Genomic DNA, 14,867 nt, shown 5'->3' on the forward strand with positions numbered 1-14,867 from the left:
GGTGTCGCCCTCCCGTTTCCGGTTCGCCTACGAATTTGGGTGGACTGCAGAAGCACGACGACGGCGGGGAACCCCGGCGGCCTCAAGCACGCGTTCCAGCTTGCTCACCGTCAGGTCGCTCCACACCAGCCGGAACACTCTTCGGCCGGTGGCGCGTATGGCGTCTTCGCGGGCCTTCTCTTCGATCACTATCTGGGAAGGCGTACGTCCCTGCAAGTACTCCGGCTTCATGTACTTTTCGCGGCCGTCGAATTCTCCAACCAACGCAAGCCCCTCCCAGTAGTAGTCCGTGTACACCGTTCCCCTTGAGGTGTTCACCGCATACTGCAGCAAAGGAATCTCGAAACCGAGGACGTGCATCAAGCCGCGGGCATAGGATTCGCCGGGTGAACCGGAGTTTCCGGCACCAAACTTTACCGCCGCTGTGATTCGCCTGACCGCTGCTTTGGAGTAAGTCCCGCTGATGCCGTCCAAGAGTTGCTCCTTGGTCACAGGCTGGGAGTTTCGCTTTCTGTTCAGCAGGAAATCCACCGGGACAACGGCCTCGGCAAACGGAACCGACGCGGCGATGTCCAGTACGGTCCGAATCCTGTCTGTGACCAGGAAGCCGTTGATTTCCTGGGCCCGCTCGCTTCCTTCGGCTACCAAGTGGCGTCTCACCCCCGCACGCGAACGGCCTCCTCCGGTGTAAGTCGTCAGGGCATGAACAGGCTGGTGGCGCAGGATAGTGGGGATTCCGTGAATCGACGCCGCCGAGTGGTGCGAGAAGATGGTCGGAGCCGTCAAGCACACCGCTGCCGCTTCTACGTTCAGGGCGTAACGTTCCCAGCTCTCCAGCTTCTGCCATTGAGGGGCATCGACGTAGACACCGTGCCTGATGCGGACGAGCTTCCCGGCCTTCGCATCCATGGACAATGGCCTTGAATCGCCTCCGAGGATGGACAGGTCCTTGGCGAGAATGAGTTTGGGTAGCCTTCGCATTCCAACAGTCTTCGTGGGCCGCTTCTGCGGCACGAGGGCAGAGTTGGCCTATGTGGACAACCCACCGCTCGCCACGCAAACTGCTGAGTGCCCGGAAAACGGACTGACGACACCCAAATTTGGGTGGCCCCCGTCAGTGTCTGTGGCCTGCCTCAGTTTCCGTGGCCCACGGCGGCGTTGATGGCTTCCTTGATTCGGGCATGGAGTCCGCGCAGACCCGCCCGGTCCACGCGTACCTCCACGATGGTGCGACCCTTCAAGGGCGACTTGAGTGCATCGGCGAGTTCCGCCGTCGTACTTACTGTTTGGTGTCCGACGCCGTACGCCGCCGCTAGTGCCGCGATGTCCACTGAGTGCGGGGTACCGAAGAGGCGTTCGACGGCGGTGCCGTAGGCGCCTGAGTCTTCCACGGCGCCGTGTTCGAGGAGTGCGAAGATGGCGCCACCTGAGTCGTTGAGCACCACGATGCGGAGGTCCGGCACCGGCTCACCGTGGCCCAGGAGCAGGCCGCCGGCGTCGTGCAGGAAGGTGACATCGCCCAAGAGGACGGTGGTTTCGCGTCCACTGCCAAGTGCGATTCCGGTAGCTGTGGCGATGGTGCCGTCGATGCCGGCGAGGCCACGGTTGGCGTACACGGTGGCGATCGGGCCCTGATGCGGATGGCCGGCGAGGTCCACGTCGCGGATGCCGTTGGAGGAGCCGAGGACGAGTTGGCCGCGGGAGTGTTCCCAAACGGCGGCTCCTACGGACGGGCCGTTGGCAAGGCTCTCCCCCGCGAGCACGCCATCCAGTGCATGTTGGGCCGCGGCGCCGGCGAGAAGCCAGGTATCGAGCCATTCAGTCGGGCCGCGGCCGGCGAAAGCGGCCAGTTCCGGGAGGGCTTCGATGGGCGTTTCGCGGCGTCGGCCGGCGTCGTACCAAGCGACCGGGACAGGCTGGTAGATCGCTGATGCCACCGATTCGCGGGCCAGGAGTGCTGCAACGGGGCGGGACAGGGTGGCCCGGCCGAAAAGGACAACGCGCTCGATGGGAGCGGGTGAACCGGGACCAAAGTGCTCCAGCAGCACACGATACGGACCAACGGCGTTGGGGCCGAAGCGGGCGTTCGAGGACGGCTCTGCCAGCAAGGGAAGACCGTGAGCTCGGGCGAAGGCCTCCGCCACCGGTCCGGCATCATGGCCAGCGAGGACCACGGTCCGTCGCTCGGCAAGTTCGCTGGATGCTGCCGGAAGCTCCAAAGCCTGCGGTCCGGCGTCGTAATGGAACACGCCGTGTCCCTGCGTATCCGGCAGGGCATCCCCGGTCTCGGGCGTCAGCGGATCGCGGAAGGCGATGTTCACCTGGACCGGACCTGGCGGCGTGTCCTCCAACGCACCGGTGGCTGCATACAGCGCAGTGGCGACTGCCTTCTGCGGGTTGTCCCCCGCGGCGACGTCGACGGCGAAGCGCACGTGATCGCCGAAAAGGTCCAGTTGGATGGTGGTTTGGTTCGCCCCGGTACCGTGCAGTTCCTCGGGACGGTCGGCGGAAATGACCACCACGGGAACGGCCGAGTGGTTGGCCTCCATCACAGCGGGAAGGAGGTTCCCCACGGCTGTGCCCGAGGTAGTCAGGACCGCGACCGGGGCTTCCGTGGAGAGCGCCAGGCCCAGGGCGGTGAAGCCGGCGTCCCGCTCGTCGATCCGGACATGAAGTCGGACCCGCCCCGCGGCTTCTGCCTCGGCGAGGGCGTAGGCCATGGGAGCCGACCGCGAACCGGGGGCCACCACCGCGTGCCGCACGCCGCCGTCGAGCAATGCAGTAACGGCGATCCGGGCGGCGGCGATGGAAGTCAGAGAGTCCTGTGAAGTCACCGCTCCAGTCTATTGGGGGCTGCAGTCCCCCATCGCTCGCTCACATCCCGGCTGCTTCCCCCACCCCCCACTCACAACCCGGCCCCTTCACCCACACCCTCACTCACAACCCGGCCCCTTCACCCACACCCTCACTCACAACCCGGCCCCTTCACCCACACCCTCACTCACGCCACGCGCCCTTCCCACCAGCCCTCACTCGCATTCCAGGTGCTTCCCACCAAACGCTTGCTCACTCCCCGCGCCCTTCCTACCAAACGCTTGCTCACGCCCCGCGCCCTTCCCACCAACCCTCACTCACATTCCAGACGCTTCCCACCAAACGCTTGCTCACGCCCCGCGCCCTTCCCACCAACCCTCACTCACAACCCGTGCGCTTCCCCCTCTCCCTCACTCACAACCCGTGCGTTTCCCCCAAACGCTTGCTCACTCCCCGTGCCCTTCCCACCAAACGCTTGCTCACGCCCCGGGTGTTTGGCGGGACCTTCGTTGACGTCCCAATGGGGCTGTCGGAATAGCGGTGGATCCGTGGTTATCGGGAACCATGAGCAAGCGTCCGAACCAAACCCGATGTGAGCAAGCGTCGGGATCAAACCCGAGGAACATGACCGAGCGTCGGGATCAAACCCGAGGGATGTGAGCAAGCGATCGAACCAAACCCAAGGGATGTGAGCGAGCGCCCGAACCAAACCCGAGGGATGTGAGCAAGCGTCCGAACCAAACCCGAGGGATGTGAGCAAGCGTCCGAACCAAACCCGCGGAACGTGAGCAAGCGTTGGGGGGGGTGCAGAAACGCTCCCCTACCTCCAGGAGGTAAGGGAGCGTTTCGGGGTTTCAGTTACTTGCGGAACACCTGCACGATCGAAGGGCGGGGTGCCCGAATCGCGCCGGCAGCCGGGGTGGCCCCGGCCGGAACATAGTCCGGGAAGTATGAGTGGGGCGCGTCGAACGTGCCTTCCTCACCCGGGTGCTGGACCGCGACAAACACGGTGCGCTCTTCGTCGTGGACGATCGGGCCACACGTTTCGGCGTCGCGGGGAACGGCCAGGAACTGCTCTACCTTGCCGCGCTCCGGGCCTTCCAAAGTGACCTTGAACAAACCATCGTTGTAGCCGATGGTGGACGGGGCGCCGTCGGTGGAAATCCAAAGGTTGCCGACGGAGTCGAACGCTACGTTATCCGGGCAGGAAATCGGCGACACCTTGTTGGCCGGGAATCCGGAGAAGTACGTGGAGTTGTTCTTGGCGGGATCACCGGCCACGAGCAGCAGGGTCCAGTTGAACTTGGTGCCGGTCTGCTCCTTGCCTTCGGTGATCTCGACGATGTGGCCATCCCGGTTGAGGGTGCGCGGGTTGACCTCGGTCGCCCCTTCCTTGCCTGCCTTGCCGCGGTCCGAGTTGTTGGTGCAGGCCACGTAGACCTTGCCGGTGCGCAGGTTGGGCTGAACGTCTTCGCAACGGTCCATTTTGGTGGGGCCGACTTTGTCAGCTGCCAGTCGCGTGTACACCAAAACTTCTGCCACGGACATGCCGGGAACTGCTGAGGCGCCGCCGACAACCAAAGGCAACCATTCGCCCGAACCATCGAAGGCTCCGTCGGCGGGGACCTTGCCGGTGCCATCAATCTCGGCCGCAGGCGAGTCGCCCGTGAAGCGGGCGACATACAGGTCGCCTTCGGAGAGCAGGCTCATGTTGTTCTTGCGTGCTGCCTTGGAGTCACCAGCTTGGTACTTGCCCTTGGAGACGAACTTGTAGAGGTAGTCGAAGCGCTCGTCGTCACCCATGTAGGCAACAACGCGGCCGTCCGGAGCAAGAATGACGTTGGCGCCCTCGTGCTTGAAGCGGCCCATGGCGGAGTGCTTCCTCGGCGTGGAGGTGGGGTCGAACGGATCAACTTCCACGATCCAGCCGAAGCGGTTGCTTTCGTTGGCGTAGCCGGAGTTGCGGGTGTCGAAACGCGGCTCGTCGAGCTCCCACTGGCGGGTGGTTGGCTTCGAGGACAGGCCGTAGCGCTTGTCTGCGTCGCTGGTTCCAGGTGTCGCAAAGTAGCCGTTGAAGTTTTCCTCGCCGGAGAGGATGGTGCCCCACGGCGTGGTGCCGCCGGAGCAGTTGCCCAGGGTGCCCTTGATCCAGCGGCCCGCGGGATCATCAATGGTCTTGACGAGGTTGGTACCGGCGGCGGGACCGGTCAGTTCGTACACAGTGTCGGTGAGGAAGCGCCGGTTCAGGGCAGCACCCTGGACGTAGCTCCACGGCTTGTTCTTGTTCTTGCGCTCGAGCTCCACGACGGCCAGGCCGTGGGCGGCCCGGCCGATGGCACGGGCTTCTGCTGCGTCGAAGCCGACCGGCAGCATGATGTTCTCGTTCGTGTACTCGTGGTTGGTGAAGAGAACGGCACGGCGGTCCTTGGAGCCCGGGATCGGCAGGATGTCCGTGTAGTCGTTGTTGTAACCAAACTGACGGGCCTGGGCGGCAGCTGTCTGTTTGGTGATATCGAAAGCCGGTGAGTCGGCGAACAGCGGGTCTCCCCATCTGATGATGGGGTTCCAGCCGAAGCCCTCGGGAACGGTGAAAGCGTCGACGGCGGCGTCGACCGGCTTGATGGCCGTGAACTGAAGCTTGGACTTCTCGAAGCCCTTCTTGGCCGCGTTGGACAGTCCGTTGCCCGAATCGGCGACTGCAGAGTCAGCACCGGTTACGGCACCACCAAGAACGACGGCGAGCGCACCTGCCGCGCCGAGGCCCAGGGCTGCGCGGCGGGACATGGCCGTGGAGGCGATGTCCCGGAAGTAGCCGTTGGCGCTGGTGTTGCAGACATCGCCGGCACAGGCGTTGTCACACTTGAGTGCGCAGGTTACGGCGCTGCGCTTGCCTTTGGTGTGGCCGAGCATGGGGAGCAGCGGAAACGTGCGTCCGGTGGTTTCAGACATGGGGGACCTTCCAGAGTGTGTACGAGGTTCCCGCTGAGCCTTTCAGCGGAATCCAAAGCTGAGAGGTCCCTCTGGTTAAGACCCGGTGAACAAACGGTGCTGGTTCCCGGCAATGACGGAGTGGACGCGTCGCAGGCGGTCCAGCCACCAGTCCCGGCGCTCCGCCGAAGCTGCATACTGCTCAAGCAGCCCGGTATCCGCGGCCGTGTCCCGCAAGCGGATGGCGCCGTCGTCGGCCACCAGGGGATCCACGGTGATGTCCGACGCGAACAGCGAAACGGTGCCCAAACCGCAGGCGTACGGCAGCGACGGAAGGGCAGCCGCGAGGGCAAGGCCCGCCCGTATACCTACGGAGGTGTCGAGTGCGGAACTGACGACGGCGGGCAGCCCGGCTTGCTGGACAATGTCCAAGGCGCGGCGTACTCCTCCGAGTGGGGCAACCTTGACCACGATGAGGTCGGCGGCGCCGGCCCGTGCCACGCGCAGGGGATCATCTTCCTTGCGAACACTCTCGTCCGCGGCGATGAGGACCGGTGTTCCCGCCGAAGAAAGCCTGCGGCGGACTTCCGCCAGGCCGTCAATGGTCGGCACGGGTTGTTCTGCATACTCCAAGCCGACAGCTGATAGCTTCCCCAGCGCGTCCACTGCCTGGTCCACGTCCCAGCCCCCGTTGGCGTCCACCCGGATGGCGGCATCGGGAAGGGCCTCGCGCACGGCAACTACCCGCGCCAGGTCATCGGCGAGTTGCTGTCCTTTTTCAGCGACTTTGATCTTGACTGCATCTACGCGACCGAACCGGGCGAGTACCTCCGGGACGCGGTCAGCCGAAACCGCGGGGACCGTCGCGTTCACCGGTATTGCGTCCCGCAACGCTTCCGGGAACCCAAGCCAGCCCGCTTCCAAGGCGGCCGCCAACCAGCGGGAGGATTCGTCGTCGTCGTATTCCGGGAAAGGGCAGAACTCTCCCCAGCCGAGCGGTCCGCGCAACAGGAGGGTCTCGCGCTCCATGATGCCGCGGAACTTCACGCGCATGGGCAACGAGACGACGTAGGCGGAATCGAGAAGTTCTTGGAGATCAGGAAGGCGAACAGGCATAGTGCCACTGTACCGGCGGCCTTTTCGGCCCAGGACAAGCCGAACGGGCTATGTGGACAACTACTCCGACCAGTACCCGCGCACTTCTTCCCGTGCCGTTGCCAACCGTTCACCGGGAACTGTCAAGGTGCTTTCGGCCAACCCTTGGTTATCCCACTTTGCAACGATTTTCAGCTCCCCCTCTGCAGGCAACGGCCACAGCCAATACCGTGCAGAGCCTTCTGCCTGCTGATCCCCGGCGCTGCCGCCGGCACCTCCCCATTCCACGAGAACCGGCCCCGTAACCTCTTCGGAACCTTCGAACATGGATGGCCTTGTTGCCCCGGCAAACGCCTTGCGCCCGTCCGGGAGCCCTGCCCCGATCATGATTCCCGGCAGCCCGGGCCGCTGGAAGCTCCGTTCCATGACGTCCCGCCACTCCTGGTCGGATTCGTTTGAGCGCCGAACACACCATACGAGGTCCAAGAGGCATCCCGTAGAGAAGACTTCCACCATTTTCAGGGCCACCACCGCGTTGGCACCGCGGAGTACAAAGCCGCCGGGGGACACTACACCGGGCAGTTCGCCCGACGGCGGCCCCGACCATTCCGGCTGAGCCGGCTGTGTCAGGGGTTGCCGGACAGGGGGCTCGGGGAGGTCGTCAAAGAAGCTCATTATTCATGCTTACACCGCCACATAACCTCTGGGGAAGGTCGCCTGATAACCGAGAGACGGCAACCGCGATATTCTCGAAGTCACAACACAACGTGGGGGAAACATGACTCAATCAATGCCCGGTTCCACAACTCCTGCCGGCTGGTACCCCGACCCTTCGGACCCGAGGTTCGTGCGCTGGTGGGACGGCACTGCGTGGACTGCCCAGCAGGCCCCGCGCACCATGCAGTACCAGGCGCCGGTTCCTCAGCCACGTCCGCAGATAAGTGCGCAAACTCCTGTGTACAACCCTTTCATTTGGGTCATCACGTTCCTGCCGCTTGTCTCGGTCATTTTCATGCTGACCTGGCAGCCGGAATTCAGGATGATCACCACCCGGCAGGGCGTCACTACCGTTGATCCTTTCTCCATTTACACCCCGGCGTACTTCCTGCTCATGGGGTCGGGCTTCGTCTCCTACGGACTGTCGGTGTTCTTCGCGTACCTGGACCGTCAGCGCCTGCTGAAGTCCGGCGTCGAGCGTCCTTTCCATTGGGCTTGGGCGTTCCTCAATTCCGTTGTTTACGTGATTGGACGTTCGGTCATCGTCAATAAGGTCGCCCCCAAGAGAGGCTTGTGGCCGATCTGGGCAACCATTGCCGTGTTTGTGATCAGCTTGGTGGTATCGGGCATCTGGATGTCCAACTTCATGCAGTCGATGTACTCGCAGTTCGGATACTCGGTCACCACGTGACGGCGGCGCCGGGATGGTATCCCGACCCGGCTGATCCCCGCTGTTTGCGGTGGTGGAACGGCACCGGTTGGACGGACCGCGTGGGCCCGCCCGCATTCCAATCGACGCCCGCCCAACGCCCGTTGCTTGGCAAAGACCAAGGCGTTGAGAACCCTTTCGTCTGGCTCATCGCCTGCCTGCCTTTCGGCGTGGGCGCCTTGATGCTGACGTGGAGTGTGGAGGTCCGTCCGTACATTAACAGCAGCGGCTATGCCTCCATCGATCCCGGCTACGCCTTCTCAACGACCTACTTCCTGATCCTGATCGGGCTGGCCGTTACCTACTGTGCAACCGTGCTGCTCGCTGCCTTTGACTACAGATGGCTTGCCCGCCGCGGCGTCGTGCGCCCTTTCCCTTGGGCGTGGTCGTTTCTTGGCGGAGTGCCCTATGTCATCGGCAGGGCGGTGATCCTCCACAAGGTGGCCCCACGCCGTGGACTCTGGCCCATCGCAGTCATCGTTGCAGCGTGGGGTCTCTACTTGGTTGCAGGGGCCGTCAAATCGCTCTCTTTCATGCAGGCTGTTTTCTCAGAACTGGGCTACCCGACCTGACAGACCGCACCCTCACACGCGTTAGGTAGACTGCTGAGTAACCGGCAGGAGAGGAAGCCCATGAACCGCAAGGCCACCGCACTGGACGTCGCCAAGAGGGCGGGGGTTTCCAGGAGCGCGGTCTCGCTGGTGCTCAACGGGCGCGGTGACGGGAACGTGGCCAAGGAGAGCCAGGACCGCATCCGACAGGCCGCCAAGGAGCTGAACTACTCCCCCAACGCCATCGCGCTGAGCCTCCGGAACCAGCGGTCCAGGGTTATCGGCATCCTGTCCGACGAAGTAGTGGTGAGCCCGTTCGACGGCAACATCATCGGCGGGGCGGACGACATCGCCCGCAGCCGTGGATTCGTAACTCTCGTCATGGACACCGAGCGCGATACTGCCCGGGATGCGAGCGCAATCGAGACGCTTCTGGACCGGCAGGTGGACGGCCTCATGTACGTCACTGTCGGCCTGAAACCGATCGAGATCCCGCAGGGGATGCTCCGCATACCGTCCGTGCTGGCCAATTGCTATGACGAACATCCGCAACCGCAGCTTCACCACGTCATTCCCGACGAGGTCACCGGCGGCAGGGAGGCCACGGAGCATCTGCTGCAATGGGGGCACCGGGACATCGCGCTGCTCGCCGGCTCCGAGGATTCTCCCGCAGCACCGCTCCGCGTCCAGGGATACCGGGATGCCCACGCCTTGGCCGGAGTTCCGTTCCGCGACGAGCGGGTCTTCATGGCGGGATGGGACATTGATGCCGGTTACCACGGCGCCATGAAACTGCTCGACGGCGTGTCCCCGGCCGATCGCCCGACGGCCATCATGTGCGCAAATGACCGCTTGGCAGTCGGCGTCGCCCTGGCTGCAGCCCATTTGGGCCTAAGTGTCCCCCGGGGCTTGTCCATCATGGGCTACGACGACGAAGCCCGCATCGCGGACACCATGGTCCCGGCCCTCACCACCATGGCCCTGCCGTTGCGTGAAATCGGCCGCGCGGCCATGACCACCCTGCTGGACACCATCGAGGGCGGTGAAGGCACGACGGCGGCACGCACCATGGAGACGATGGTCCCCTGCCGCTTGGTGGTGCGTGAGTCGACAGGCCCGGCACCACACTGAGCTGAACAATGAGGCCCGTGCATTGCTGGGCCCAACAATGCGGGGCCCGATCTGCGCCCCAAAAGACAGGGATAGACCGCAGACCAGGCCCCGCAATGTGAAGGATTACTCGGCGGGCAGCGCCAACTCCCAGACGTCGGCAGTCGCGCCGTCGGGGAGGTTGAGGGACCAGCCCTCCCCCGGAGCCGGGTAGGCCCGGAGGGTGGTGGCAACGGTCCCGGACTGGTACACCTCCACTAGGGATGCATCAATGAAGATCCGCAGCTCCCTGACCAAGGGACCTGAGTAGACCACCTGTGCGTTGTCCCCTGAACCAAGGACCAACTGCACCTCCCCCGAAGACCCGGCCTCCAAAGACCCCGCCCCGGCCCCCAAAGAACCAGACCCGGCCACAGCACCCCGGACCAGCACCTCGGCGAACCCCGGAAGCGCCACGGATCCGCCGGCACCGGAAGCCACGGCAGTGCCCCGGTAAGCCTCAACCTCGGGCGCAGGAGTGATTGCCAGCGCCCCGTCAACCACCGACACAACGCGGGGATGCGTCAGGACACCCGACCACCCGGCGTCGTCGATTTCTTCCTGGGTGCGGCCACGCCGGCCGTCGCGTCCGGGGCCTTCGTTGGCCCATCCCCACAAGAGAGCCGCAGGCGCAGAATCAGCGGAACCGTACTGGAGCTGCATGATCTGCGGAGCGTAGAAGTCCCGGCCGAGATCGGACTTGCCGCCGGACACGGGTACGAAAACGGGCAAACCGGTGTCGGGATCCGAGGTCATGGAACCGATCAGGTGGCCCACGCCGTTCGCGTGCTCGTGGTCGTCCCCGGAGAGCCACAGCGAGAACATCATGACCCATGCGGAGCCACCCGAAGATGCGGGAACCTGCACCAGCTGCGGGCATTCCCAGATCTCAGCCGGTGTGTGGACAGCCGCTACGGGGTCAGCCGTGGTCAGCCAAATCCCCTGGTACTTCCAGTCGTCCAGGGACTCCACCGTGTAGAGCAGCAAGGCGGCCCGACCGTCCGCCAGTCCGGCTCCCTGCATGGCGTAGCGGGCACCGTTGAAGTGGAAGATAAACGGGTCGCGGACGGCGGTAACCAGCGGGTCGGAAGGCATGGACACGGCAACGTGCCCGTCCTGCTCCCACGTGACCAGATCCGAGGAGCCGCGCGCGATCACAACCTGCGAATGCCCTCCGTGGTCCTGAACGCCCGAGTAGGCAGCGGTGGGCACTCCGTCGTCGGAAGTCACCACGCCGGTCCAGCACCCGGCGGAGTCCGGTCCACCGGCCTGGGGAACGAGTGCAACCGGGTGCTCTTCCCAGCGGACCAAGTCCGGGGAGCTGACGTGCCCCCACTGGATCTGCTGGTGCCGGGCGGAGTCCGGGTTGTACTGGAAGAACACGTGGTAGCGGCCGTTGATGTAGCTGACGCCGTTGGGGTCGTTGATCCAGCCCTGCGCCGGCCGCGGGTGGAAGCGCGGGAACGCCGCATCCGGATGTGTCGTAGCTGAGGAGAGAGAGTCAAGGGCAAGGTCCGTCAACGGAACACCTTTCAGAGTGAGTGGGAAACTACTTGCCCGTGCCTGCGGTGAGCCCGTCCTGCAGCGCGCGCTGGCCGAACATGAACACCACCAGCGCGGGAATCATGGAGAGGACAACACCGGCAAGGACCACTGAAATGCTTCCGGTGCCGAGGTTGCCTTGGAGCGACACCAGTCCCAGCGGCAGGGTGAAGTTCTGCTCGGAGATGGTCATGATGAGGGGCCTGAAGAACTCGTTCCAGTGGAAGTTGAACGCCAGGATGCCAACGATCGCCAGGCCGGGCATGGCCAGCGGCGCGTAGACGGAGCGGAAGGTCCGCCATGGCGAGGCTCCGTCGATGGCTGCCGCTTCAGCGAGCTCACCCGGCAACCCCATGAAGTATTGGCGCATCAGGAAGGTGCCGAACGCCGTCGGGATGGCCGGAATAATCAGCGCCAGCAAGGTGTCGGAGAGACCTACTCCACGGATCAGCATGAAGACCGGCACGATCGTCACCTGCGCGGGCACCATCATGGTGGCCAGCACGATGGAGAAGAGCGCGCCGCGTCCCCGGAATTTCAGGTGTGCGAACGCGTAGCCTGCCAGGGCGGCTGTGATCATCTGCCCGACGGCGATCAGCCCGGTCACCAGGGCACTGTTCACTACCAGGGCCACGATGTTGAGCTGTTTGAACACTTGCTCGTAGGAGGTCAGGTCCGGGTTCAGCGGCAGGAATGCGGGCGGCAGTTTGAAGGATTCCGACGGCGGCCGCAGCGAGGTGGACAGCGTCCACAGCACGGGGCCCAGGACAAAGACGGACGCGATCAGCAAGACGACGACGCGCACGGCCACTGACCAATCGCGCTTCTTCCGCGTGACGACAGGCTCCGTGGTGGTGACACGTTCTTGAATGGTTGTCATGGCGGGCCTTACTGGTAGAAGACGAATCGTTTGCTGAGCCGGAACTGCGCGGCGGTGATGGCCATGATGATGAGCGTGAGGATCACGCCGATCGCCGAAGCCTGGCCGAACTCGAGGCGTTGGAACGCGGACTCGAAGATCACCATCACGGCTGTGCGCGTTGAGTCGCCGGGCCCGCCGCGGGTGAGGACGTAGGGCTGGTCGAACACTTGGAGTGCGTTGATGATGGCCATGACCGAGGCCACCAGGGTGGTGGGGCTCAGCAGGGGCAGGGTGACGAACCAGTGCTTGCGCCAGCCCGTCGCGCCGTCGATGGAGGCGGCCTCGTACGTCTCCACGGGAATGGAAGCCAGCCCGCCGATGAACAGCAGGAACGAGAACCCGAAGTTCTGCCACACGTACACAAGGATCACGACGGCGGCCGACCCGCCTGGCGTCGTCAGCCAAGGCACCGCGGGGATGCCGACGATGGACAGCAACCAGTTCACGACGCCGAACTGCTCGTTGAAGAGGTAGCGCATGAAGATCGACACCGAGGCCGCGGACAGGATCAGCGGGAAGAAGAATGCAGAGCGGAAGAACACCCGCAGCCAGGCCGGGAGCTTCTCCTGCACCATGATCGCCAGGCCGAGCGCCAGTCCCAGCTGGAGCGCCACCGCCACCACCACGAACACGATGGTGTTCAGGAACGAGACCCGGACGGTGGGGTCCTGGACTACCTCGGCAAAGTTGTCGAAGCCAACGAACGTCGGCGCGGAGATGATGTCCCAGCGGAAGAAGGCCAGCGCGATCGAAGCGACGATCGGGAGCAGGGTGAAGATTCCCATGCCCGCGATGGTCGGGGCCAGGAAGGCCCACGGCAGCCAGCGCTGCTGCACACGGCCGCGCTTGGTCCCCTGTGCGTTCTTACGGGCCGCTTGCGGGCGGCCCGGCTCACTTCCCGTCCCCGTGGAGGTACTGGTTGCGGTACTCATGGCTGCCTCCTCAGGGCCAGTTCAAGGTCGCGCTGCATGGAGTTGAGAGCGTCCTTGAGTTGGCGCTCGTCGCCGCTGACAGCCAGGCTTACGTTTTTCATCAGGGCGGTCTCGACGGCGGCCTGCTGGGGTGGCGCCGGAATGGGACCTGTGGTGGGGAACTTGTCCAAGGTGTCGTAGAAGACCTTCCAGTTCCGTGGACCGGTTCCTGCATAGAGCTGCTCATTGACCATGGAGCGGCGGGCGGGGGTGGTGTTCGGCGTGGGGAACACGATCCGCATGGCCTCCAGGCTGGAGCTGAACTTCACCCATTCCCAGGCTGCGTCCTTGTCCTTGGCGGTCTTCATGATCGCGTAGCCTGCCGTGCCGAACTGGTGCCGCTGTGTCCGCCATTTCGGGAAGAACTGGACATCGAATTCGTCGTCTGTCATCCCCGCTTCATGGAGGCCTTGGACCCAATAGCCGCCTGCCGGCGTCGTACCTATCCTGTTGGAGGCGAAGAGGCCGATCAGTGCGCTTCCGCCGCCTTCCTCGGGCCGGACGCCAAGGCCGTCCTTGACCAGTCCGCGGAGGTAGTCGAAGGATTCGAAGACCCGGGGATCGTCGGCGTTGGGTTCCAGCCATTGGTAGCCGCCGGAGCGGAGGCCGCGTGAGGGGTCGTTGGCGTAGAAGCCGTCCCACAGCCATTCGCCGCCCGCGGATTTGGTTTCCTTGAGGAAGCTGGTGTCGTTGGCGTAGAGCCACGGGACCACGCCGCCGAACAGACGGTTGGTCCAGTAGTACGGTGTGAAGTCCTTGGGGTTGGCCTTCTTCATGGCCGCGAGGGTGGCCCGGAAGTCGGTGTGGGTCCAGTCGTCGGCCGGCCTGTCCAGTCCGGCCTGCCGGAGCGCGGTTGTGTTGTAGTACATGTTGGCGGCGTTCCAGTCGATGGGAAGCTGGAACAGGCTGCCTTTGTACATGAACGCTTCCACCAGGCTGGGGTGGACGTCCGCGAAGTACTCCTTCATGTGGTCGGCGTCCCGGCGAAGGTACTCGTCAAGCGGGTGTGCCAACTTCTCGGCGAACAGCTGGGCGCCTTCGGTTGCGACGTAGACGACGTCCGGCGGAGTGCCTGCTGCCACCATGGTGAGGATCTTGGTGAAGAAGTCCTTCCAGTCCACTGCCTGGATGGCCTGGACCTTGACCTTGATTTCCGGGTGGACCTTCGCGAAGGCGTCGATGACCTTCTGGCGGGCTGCGGCGTCTGCGGCGGTGCCCATGATGGCGATGCTGAGGCTGTTGTCGCCCCGGCCTGGGATATCGGCCCCGGTCAGGCGCGGCCACGATGCCGCAGTGACTCCAACGATCCCGGCGCCGAGGGCTGTGAGGGCACTTCTACGTGTGAATTCGCGCAAAGCCCCATTGGTTCCCGACATGTAGATTTCCTTCCCTAACACGTGTTAGGAAGCGTATGACGAGCGCCTAACACGTGTCAAGTGTCACAGGAATGTTGCATGTGGCTCACTAAC

General features: G+C 64.2%; 12 protein-coding genes. 3 read left to right on the plus strand and 9 right to left on the minus strand.

The features are described 5' to 3' along the window. Positions 1-27 precede the first annotated feature (27 nt). The 5 genes from ACNAOU_RS17045 to ACNAOU_RS17065 all read right to left on the minus strand — a co-directional run bounded on the left by ACNAOU_RS17045 (position 28) and on the right by ACNAOU_RS17065 (position 7,512). Positions 28-981, minus strand: a complete 954-nt coding sequence (locus ACNAOU_RS17045; protein ID WP_422757299.1) for a hypothetical protein — start codon at positions 979-981, stop codon at positions 28-30. Positions 982-1,133: 152 nt separating this feature from the next. Continuing rightward, a complete protein-coding gene (gene menD / locus ACNAOU_RS17050) occupies positions 1,134-2,834 on the minus strand; it encodes a 2-succinyl-5-enolpyruvyl-6-hydroxy-3-cyclohexene-1-carboxylic-acid synthase (RefSeq protein ID WP_422757300.1) in 1,701 nt (566 codons plus the stop codon). A gap of 838 nt (positions 2,835-3,672) precedes the next feature. Then, positions 3,673-5,763: a PhoX family protein gene (locus ACNAOU_RS17055; protein WP_422757301.1), complete on the minus strand. Its 2,091-nt coding sequence runs from the start codon at positions 5,761-5,763 to the stop codon at positions 3,673-3,675. A 75-nt stretch (positions 5,764-5,838) separates the two neighbouring features. Continuing rightward, positions 5,839-6,858: an o-succinylbenzoate synthase gene (locus tag ACNAOU_RS17060; protein ID WP_422757302.1), complete on the minus strand. Its 1,020-nt coding sequence runs from the start codon at positions 6,856-6,858 to the stop codon at positions 5,839-5,841. A 60-nt stretch (positions 6,859-6,918) separates the two neighbouring features. Further along, the gene (locus ACNAOU_RS17065) at positions 6,919-7,512 is read right to left on the minus strand and encodes a hypothetical protein (RefSeq protein WP_055971462.1); all 594 of its coding nucleotides are present in this window, start codon (positions 7,510-7,512) and stop codon (positions 6,919-6,921) included. Positions 7,513-7,615: 103 nt separating this feature from the next. On the opposite strand from ACNAOU_RS17065, the gene ACNAOU_RS17070 reads away from it, so the two are divergent. The 3 genes from ACNAOU_RS17070 to ACNAOU_RS17080 are packed head-to-tail and all read left to right on the plus strand — an operon-like array spanning position 7,616 to position 9,945. After that, on the plus strand, positions 7,616-8,245 hold the full coding sequence (locus ACNAOU_RS17070) for a DUF2510 domain-containing protein (protein ID WP_026267033.1): 630 nt from the start codon (positions 7,616-7,618) through the stop codon (positions 8,243-8,245). Beyond that, positions 8,242-8,835, plus strand: coding sequence for a DUF2510 domain-containing protein (locus tag ACNAOU_RS17075; RefSeq protein ID WP_422757303.1), 594 nt, complete (start codon positions 8,242-8,244; stop codon positions 8,833-8,835). The genes ACNAOU_RS17070 and ACNAOU_RS17075 overlap by 4 nt, the downstream gene beginning before the upstream one ends. Before the next feature lie 60 nt (positions 8,836-8,895). Further along, on the plus strand, positions 8,896-9,945 hold the full coding sequence (locus ACNAOU_RS17080) for a LacI family DNA-binding transcriptional regulator (protein ID WP_422757304.1): 1,050 nt from the start codon (positions 8,896-8,898) through the stop codon (positions 9,943-9,945). 105 nt (positions 9,946-10,050) lie between these two features. On the opposite strand, the gene ACNAOU_RS17085 is transcribed toward ACNAOU_RS17080, so the two are convergent. From ACNAOU_RS17085 to ACNAOU_RS17100, 4 genes are read right to left on the minus strand one after another with little or no spacing between them, the layout of a single operon-like run. After that, positions 10,051-11,484, minus strand: coding sequence for a glycoside hydrolase family 32 protein (locus tag ACNAOU_RS17085; RefSeq protein WP_422757305.1), 1,434 nt, complete (start codon positions 11,482-11,484; stop codon positions 10,051-10,053). 28 nt (positions 11,485-11,512) lie between these two features. Continuing rightward, complete coding sequence (locus ACNAOU_RS17090; protein WP_018776851.1) at positions 11,513-12,385, minus strand: carbohydrate ABC transporter permease; 873 nt, start codon at positions 12,383-12,385, stop codon at positions 11,513-11,515. A gap of 8 nt (positions 12,386-12,393) precedes the next feature. Next, the gene (locus ACNAOU_RS17095; RefSeq protein ID WP_422757306.1) at positions 12,394-13,359 is read right to left on the minus strand and encodes a carbohydrate ABC transporter permease; all 966 of its coding nucleotides are present in this window, start codon (positions 13,357-13,359) and stop codon (positions 12,394-12,396) included. Next, a complete protein-coding gene (locus tag ACNAOU_RS17100) occupies positions 13,356-14,774 on the minus strand; it encodes an ABC transporter substrate-binding protein (protein ID WP_422757308.1) in 1,419 nt (472 codons plus the stop codon). Before ACNAOU_RS17100 ends, ACNAOU_RS17095 begins: the two co-directional genes overlap by 4 nt. Positions 14,775-14,867: the final 93 nt, after the last annotated feature.

The sequence above is a fragment of the Paenarthrobacter sp. C1 genome, from assembly GCF_049315185.1.
GTDB lineage: Bacteria > Actinomycetota > Actinomycetes > Actinomycetales > Micrococcaceae > Arthrobacter > Arthrobacter nicotinovorans.

Excerpts from the sequence above, each read along its gene's own strand:
- ACNAOU_RS17045 (WP_422757299.1), bottom strand. The coding sequence starts at position 981 with ATGCGAAGGCTACCCAAACTCATTCTCGCCAAGGACCTGTCCATCCTC.
- ACNAOU_RS17055 (WP_422757301.1), bottom strand. The coding sequence starts at position 5,763 with ATGTCTGAAACCACCGGACGCACGTTTCCGCTGCTCCCCATGCTCGGC.
- ACNAOU_RS17060 (WP_422757302.1), bottom strand. The coding sequence starts at position 6,858 with ATGCCTGTTCGCCTTCCTGATCTCCAAGAACTTCTCGATTCCGCCTAC.
- ACNAOU_RS17065 (WP_055971462.1), bottom strand. The coding sequence starts at position 7,512 with ATGAGCTTCTTTGACGACCTCCCCGAGCCCCCTGTCCGGCAACCCCTG.
- ACNAOU_RS17070 (WP_026267033.1), top strand. The coding sequence starts at position 7,616 with ATGACTCAATCAATGCCCGGTTCCACAACTCCTGCCGGCTGGTACCCC.
- ACNAOU_RS17080 (WP_422757304.1), top strand. The coding sequence starts at position 8,896 with ATGAACCGCAAGGCCACCGCACTGGACGTCGCCAAGAGGGCGGGGGTT.
- ACNAOU_RS17090 (WP_018776851.1), bottom strand. The coding sequence starts at position 12,385 with ATGACAACCATTCAAGAACGTGTCACCACCACGGAGCCTGTCGTCACG.
- ACNAOU_RS17095 (WP_422757306.1), bottom strand. The coding sequence starts at position 13,359 with ATGAGTACCGCAACCAGTACCTCCACGGGGACGGGAAGTGAGCCGGGC.
- ACNAOU_RS17100 (WP_422757308.1), bottom strand. The coding sequence starts at position 14,774 with ATGTCGGGAACCAATGGGGCTTTGCGCGAATTCACACGTAGAAGTGCC.